General features: G+C 57.0%; 4 protein-coding genes. 2 read left to right on the forward strand and 2 right to left on the reverse strand.

The window, feature by feature from the left end:
- Nucleotides 1-4: 4 nt before the first annotated feature.
- Both ABSG47_RS06565 and ABSG47_RS06570 read right to left on the reverse strand, forming a co-directional pair.
- Nucleotides 5-3,391, reverse strand: a complete 3,387-nt coding sequence (locus ABSG47_RS06565; protein WP_424167973.1) for a carboxypeptidase-like regulatory domain-containing protein — start codon at nt 3,389-3,391, stop codon at nt 5-7.
- Nucleotides 3,392-3,999: 608 nt separating this feature from the next.
- Nucleotides 4,000-4,854 carry an RDD family protein gene (locus ABSG47_RS06570; protein ID WP_424167975.1) on the reverse strand — a complete coding sequence of 285 codons (855 nt, stop codon included), beginning with the start codon at nt 4,852-4,854 and terminating at the stop codon, nt 4,000-4,002.
- Nucleotides 4,855-4,903: 49 nt separating this feature from the next.
- On the opposite strand from ABSG47_RS06570, the gene ABSG47_RS06575 reads away from it, so the two are divergent.
- Together ABSG47_RS06575 and ABSG47_RS06580 are read left to right on the forward strand one after the other, a co-directional pair.
- A complete protein-coding gene (locus tag ABSG47_RS06575) occupies nt 4,904-5,887 on the forward strand; it encodes a stage II sporulation protein M (protein ID WP_424167977.1) in 984 nt (327 codons plus the stop codon).
- A 349-nt stretch (nt 5,888-6,236) separates the two neighbouring features.
- On the forward strand, nt 6,237-6,931 hold a 695-nt coding region (locus ABSG47_RS06580), incomplete at its 3' end, for a hypothetical protein (RefSeq protein WP_424167980.1).

The following is a 6,931-nucleotide window of genomic DNA, read 5'->3' on the forward strand; positions in this document are numbered from 1 at the left end:
CAATTTAGAACAGGAACTTGCCGCCAAACTGCAATGTGCGAGGATCGTAAACGCTGGTTGCCTGCCCGAAGTTCTTATCCTCCAGCGTTGTGTCTAGTCCGTTGAATTCGGTGTGGTTGAAGGTGTTGAAGGACTCGACGCGGAACTCGAATCGGGGGCCTTCATGCGAGGTGAGCGCAAAGCTCTTGAACATGGCTATGTTCCAGTTAAAGAGCCCAGGGCCGACTACAGCATCCTTGCCCGCAGTGCCGAAGCCTTGGTTGGCGCCGCCATCCCAGGGTGCCGTGGGAGAAGAAAAGGCCGACGATTTGAACCACGCCGTCTGAGTCTTCGGTCCCTTGGTTCCGCCGGAGACGTCAGGCCGGTTGACCGTTCCGCCGCCAAGGCCCACAATATCCGGACCGTTGTAGTAGGCTTGCAGCGGCGATCCTGCTTCCGCCACGGTAACGCCGGAGATCTCCCATCCGCCCAGCGTGGTGCGGGCAAGAGCATTGCTGTTCCGGAAGAATGGCAGCTTGTAGTCATAGTTGACGTTGAAGATATGCCGGCGGTCGAGCACGCCCGAGCCGCGGTCATACGCGATGTTGAACGGATTTGAGACAAAGGCCTGCCCGCCGGCTGCGTTGGTCGATCCCTCGTCGCCGCTGGCGATGTCGATTTCATGCGACCAGGTATAGGAGAACTGTGCATTGAGGCCGTGCTTGTTTTCAAGGCGCAGTCCAGCCTGCAGCGAGTGATAGTTGGAGTTGGTGACGCTTTCCACCTGCGAGATTCCACCGTAGCCGGAGTAGATTCGGTACTGGTTGGAGAGGCCGCTGTTATTTGCCACTGCCTCGCGGTTGTCGTAGGTGCCGTTGGTCGGGTCGGTCAGCGGCAGTGTGTTAATGCTGCGCTCGTTGTTCTGGTCCCAGCCAACCGATCCAACATACTGAACTATGGCTACAACGGATGGCTGAAGCTGCTGTTGAATACCCAGGCTGAACTGCGCCGTGCCTGGATTCGGATAGTGGGTGTCAAGGCTTCCAGGGCTGCTCGGGTTAAGCGGGGTGGTGGCTTGCGCGCCGGTTGCAGCGCTCTGGTTGGGATTGCTGAAGTACACGCCGTTCACCTGCGCATTCACCGCAAACGGGGCATTCGAGCTCAAGCCGTAGATGTCGTTGCCCTGAACGCGTTCATAGAAGACGCCGAAGCCGGTGCGCAGAACTGTTTTGCCGGTGCCGAACACATCGAAAGCAGCACCGACGCGAGGCTCCAAGGTGTTGTAGTCGTTGTTCACCAGGCCGCGCGCCGTGTTGCTCGAGCCGGCTAACGCAATGCCATTCAAGTAGAAGGGCGTTCCATTGACGTTCTGAACTCCCGGTCCGGTTGGATTCAGAGAGCCGGTTGTCGGGTCCGGAACCTGCGCAGCCGCGGCGGTGAACAGCGCCGGATTAAAGTTCGAAACGCGGTTGAACTTTTCATAGACACGCGGCAGAGCGTCGTAGCGCACCCCAAGATTCAGGGTCAGGCGCGGCGTCAGGTGCCAGTTGTCCATGCCATAAACGGAGTAAGTGTTATTCAGCCAGTGAGCGGTAGTCAAATTCTGGAGCTGCGTGAACTGATCCGCAAAACCCATGAGGAAGTTCAGGTAAGAGTCCCCTGAATAGTCCGATCCAAAGTTATAGGTTCCCTGGACAAGCGACTGTTGCTCCTGGTTTTTGTCCACGCGCATATAAGAGACGCCAAACTTCAAGCCATGTCTGCCTCTCTGCCACGACAGATCGTCCCGGACCTGGTAATCCAGAAACGCGTTGTGCCATGGATCGTAGTTCTGCGTCCATGCCGTATTCAGCGTGCCGGAGAATCCAACTCCAGGCAGTTCCTTGAGCGCATTGTTGCCCGTGAAACCGGAAAGAGGCTGCCCTGTCCAACCCGCCGGCTGCTGAGAGATGCCCACCGGGCTCCATACGATTGTGTTTCCGTTCACGTTGAGAGCCGTCTCGTTGAGCAGCGTTGGAGAAAGATCCTGGCTCAACTTGATCACCGAGGCCCACGACGGGTTGGCAAACACCGTGCCCACCGTGTAGTAGCTGCTGCCGCTCCATTCGCTGGGATAGATGGTTTGCGACATCTGGTCATGAATCCAGTGACCCATCAAGTGGTACTTGGAGCTGATGTCATGATCGATGCGGACCACGTCCTCACGAACGTAAGTGGGCTGTTTAGGCGCTGCAATAACCAGCGGATTGTCTGTGCTTCCGGTGCCGTTTGTCGCGTGCGGAATTGCCCCTGTTCCCATGAACAAAACCGCGTTGGGATCCAGCACGCCGGCCGGAATCGTATAGGTCCCATCCGCGTTTGCCGGGATCGGCTGCCCAGGCACCCAGTTGGCTGGATACTCGGCGAGCTTATTCGGGTCTGAAGTCACAGGCACCAGCGGCGCTGTTTTCAGGTTCCACGCGTTGTAGTTCAGAGCCTGTCCCGCAGTCGGGAAGTCCGCGTCGGGAACCGTTGCCGTCGATACCGGACTGGCGCCCTGGATATAACGACGCCACTCCTCGCTCTCGAAGAAATACGTCCGGCTCTTCGATCTCGGATAGATGCCGGGAATGACTACCGGGCCGCCGATATCGAAGCCGAAGATATTCAGTCGAAGTTCCGGCGTGGGCGTATTCGATTGCTTGGAAAAGTAATTGCCGGCATCGAAAGCATCGTTGCGGTTGAATTCCCAGGCGCCGCCGTGAAGGCTCTTGCTGCCGGACTTGATCACCATCGTAATCGTGCCGCCGGAGCTGATGCCGTAATCCGGGCTGTAGTTGCTGCTCAAAACCTGGAACTCGCCAAGAATATCCATGGTGGGCATCACGTCGAATTTGCCGCCCGAGCCGCGGTCATAAGCCTCGCCGCCGTCAATCAGCCAGTCATTGTGATCCGGGCGCATGCCGTTAAAGCTAAGCCCGAAGCCGCTGCCCTGCGCCGTGACGCCGTTGAAAGAGGGAATCATGGCGGAAACACCCGTGCCCAGCGTCGTCAGTGAAACCATGTTGCGGCCGTTGGTAGCCAGTTGGGTAATCTGGTCGCCGGTAATCAGGTTGCTGACTTCATTGGTTTCCGTCTGCAGATGGAGCGCGTCGGCTTCCACCGTAACCGTCTGGTTGTTGGCGCCGATTTCAAGCACCGCATTTTCGGCCACCGTCGCGGCCACGTTCATCACAACGTTGGTCTTCTGGTACTGCTTGAACCCGGAAGCCTCAACCTTCAGCGTGTAGGTGCCGTGGTTCAATCCGGAAAAGTCGTAAAGACCCGCACCGTTACTTGCCGTCGAGCGCGTTTCCCCGGTGGCGGGGTTGGTGATGGTGACTCTTGCATTCGGTATCACAGCGCCCGTGGGGTCTGTGACGCTTCCTGTCAACTCAGCATTCTCCTGGGCGTATGCGCCCAGAGAAGTTGCTAGAGCTAGTAGCAGAATTAGAAGAATGGGTCTCCCTGGCAATTTGATTCTCATCTGACCTTCCTTTTTCAAAAAGGCATGATGCCCGGTTGCGACTTCGTTTTTGTTGGTCTGGATTGTGGCCTGTCTCACAATCCAACCTGGAGAACGATCGTTGTCCTGTTCTCCCATTTCTCACCGCGCTGCTTTCAGGGACCGCCTGAGCACTCCGGAATTACGGAGGAATCCACGAAAACGAACAATGAGGATTTGCTGGCTCTGTTTTTTGGTAGACAGCTACTTAATCGTTTAAGTTGGTGCCTCCAAAAAAAGCGGCCTTCCAGCCGTATGAAATTTAACTCCCGTTTGAGAGGTATTGTCAAGAAATTGTCACAGAATTGTCTTGGAATTGTCGTGCCTTTCATGAATTATTGGAACTAAATGAATTACTTAAGTCGTAAAGAAATAAGCTAAACGCTTACAGCGGCTTGCCGCCGAAAAATGCCCACGCAGAGACCTGAAAGAGCTGCATATCGGCACTCTTTAAGATGCAAACGCTTCATCAAAAGGTTACTTGTGTTGTATGCCGGCTAACCCATCCGGGCCATATCGCGCAGTTGCCGCGCCGTCGCCTCCAGAAACGTCTCCGTGCTTATCTCCGGAGGCATCTCCAGGCCCGATTTTGCCCTCAGCGCAGCCGAGATACGCTCCGCCAGAGCCGCCCGCGTGCTCAGCGGCATATCCAGCCGCCGGGAGAGAAAATTCTCCAGCACCTCCAGATCGCCCGAGGCAAGTTTGGCGATATTCCCAGGCGGCAGGCTCACGCGCATGTGTGGCTCAGGCGGCAGGGCCTGCGGAGTCACGCCCGAGCTAAAACTCGCCGCCGTAAAGGTGCGCGAGCCCGAATCGCCCCACAGCGGAGCCTCCTGCGGCCGATCCCGTACAACAATCGTTCCCGCAACCATGTCCCCCAGCCGCTGGTTCTGCCGTGTCACAAAGACAGACACAATGCCCACCGCATAAAACGTAGGAATCTGATCCACAATCCGAATGAAGTTGCGGGCCATCGATTCCAGAATGCCGATAGGACGCCCCGATCGCTGAATCACGCGAATCCTGGCAATCTTTTTGCCCGGCGTCTGCCCATTCCAGAAAGCCTCAAAGAGCGTGAAATAGCCCCACTGCAGCAGAAAAAGCAGAAAGATGACAATCCCCGTGATCCACTGCTCAGACAGGCGGCTGAAGGCATGAAACGCCGGAGCTAAAAGGCTGAAGACAATGATCAGCACGAAAAAGCTCACGATCCAGAGCAGCGTATCGATCAATATAGCGATAAAGCGGCTGCCGATGCCCGCCAGCGGCATCTCAATCGCCACCAGCTCCGGCGTATCGATGGCGTGGTGTTCCGGATTCAGGGCCTCTGCGTTAACCTGATCCAGTCCCATCTGTTCCAGTCTCGTTTGATCCAGTCTTGTCGAATTAGGGCTCGTACTCATGGCAAATACTATTGTCTCCAACCTCTGGCTTCAAAAGCGGCGTCCTTACTGGAGCCGCCTCGAAGCCTTGCTCGCGGCGGTCAACTCCGCAGGCATCAAACAGCTCTCCCGCGCCGAAATGCGGGAGATGGCCTTGCTCTACCGGCAGGTAGCCTCCGATCTCTCCGTGCTCCGTCGCGACGCAACCGCACAGACCTATGCTACGCATGTCAATCAACTGTTGGCTCGCGCCCACCATATCATTTATGCCGGTCGTAAAACGAGCGCCCTGCATCTCTTCCGTTATCTGCGCGACGAGTACCCGGAAATCTTCCGCCGCAATTTAGCCTACGTCGGGCTTTCCGTCGGCATCACGCTGGCCTGTTGCGCACTCGGCGCTATCCTCACCAGTACCCACATCGACTTCATGCGCCACTTCCTCGGCCCGCAGATGATCGCCACCATGGAGCGCCACGAAATGTGGACGCAATCTGTCGTCAGCGTCGCTCCCACCGCCACCAGCGCCATCATGACCAACAATCTCTCGGTCAGCTTCGTGACCTTCGCAGGCGGAATCACCTTCGGCCTCCTCACCCTGTTCTCGCTCTATAACAACGGAATGATGCTCGGCGTCATCGGCGCAGCCTGCCACCATTACGGCATGTCTGTCGCGCTGTGGAGCTTCGTCGCTCCTCACGGCTCGCTCGAGCTTCCCGCAATCATGCTCGCCGGCGCGGCAGGCCTGCGCCTCGCACACGGAATGGTCTTCCCCGGCGCACTCCGCTGGAAAGACGCCGTCGCCCAGAGCGGCATGGAAGCCTCACGCCTCGTCTCCGGCACCATCCCCATGCTTGTCGTAGCAGGCTGCCTCGAAGGCTTCTTCTCGCCATCCTCCGCCCCCGTCTGGCTCAAGTTCACGGTAGGCGGCATGCTCTTCGCCTTCCTCAACGCCTGGCTCTTCGGCGCAGGCAAAAAGCCTGCGGACAGCACGCCCGCAAGCTAGAACTTCAGCCTCCTGCCGAAATAGCTTGGGACTCGCAGGTTCAGCCGCAAATTTAACTTGACAGCCGTGAAGTGCTTTCGAATAATTGCCGACGCGCCATCTCAACAGACGAATGACACAACGAAAGAAGTATTGCCGCATGGCTGTGCTGAGTTCTTTTTTGCCATACCTGTGTCCCAGATCGGTGGAATGTCAGTTAAGACGTCCACATATGTTCTTCGTGAGGGCGCAATCGACTCGCAATTTTATGAGCGGAAGAGAACCTCATCTTCGCGCGGACAAGCCTCGTCTATCCGCTGCATGCTGCTTATCCTCGTTTCCGTCCTGATAGCCATCTATAGCACGGGCTGTGGCAGCACCAACGCAGCCGGGTCCATCCAATCCGCCTCAGCCCCAGGGGAACACGCAGGTTACTCTTCTGGCATCCAGCACGGCAAACGATCAGCTCACGCAGTTCAATCTCTTCTTTAACAGCATCACCCTCACCGGGAAGTCGGGAAACACCGTGACTCTATTCCCCGGCTACGAATACGATGAATTCATGCATCTCAACGGAGGCTCGGAGCCTCTGTTCACAACCACTATCCCCCAGGACACATACACCTCTGCGACGGCTGCCATCGGGACGGCCCTCTTTGACTGCATGGGCGCTGCTTCCCCAACTTCCGGAGACGAGGTTGCAACCAGCATTTACGGTTATGATGGCAATACGCCTGATTCCAACGTCCAGATAAACCTGCCCGCGCCAATAGAAGCCAGCGGCAGCGCCATGACGCTTCTGCTCAACCTCCAGGTCTCGCAATCGGCAAGCTGGCAAGTAAGCGAATGCTTCTTGCAGAGCGGCGAAACAGGGATTATACCAATAGACTTTGCAGTCACTCCAACCTTCAGTCTTACGGACGCAGCCTCGGCGCAAACCGCTATGAATGGCCTTTCCGGGCTCATCGCCTCCGTGAATGCCTCTTCGGGAAGTTTCACCGTCACCACGGCATACGGCACACAGCAGGAGATCTTACAGAGCGGCAGCACGGTCACCGTCAGCAG

The sequence above is a fragment of the Occallatibacter sp. genome (genome assembly GCF_049510455.1).
Classification (GTDB): Bacteria; Acidobacteriota; Terriglobia; order Terriglobales; family Acidobacteriaceae; genus Telmatobacter.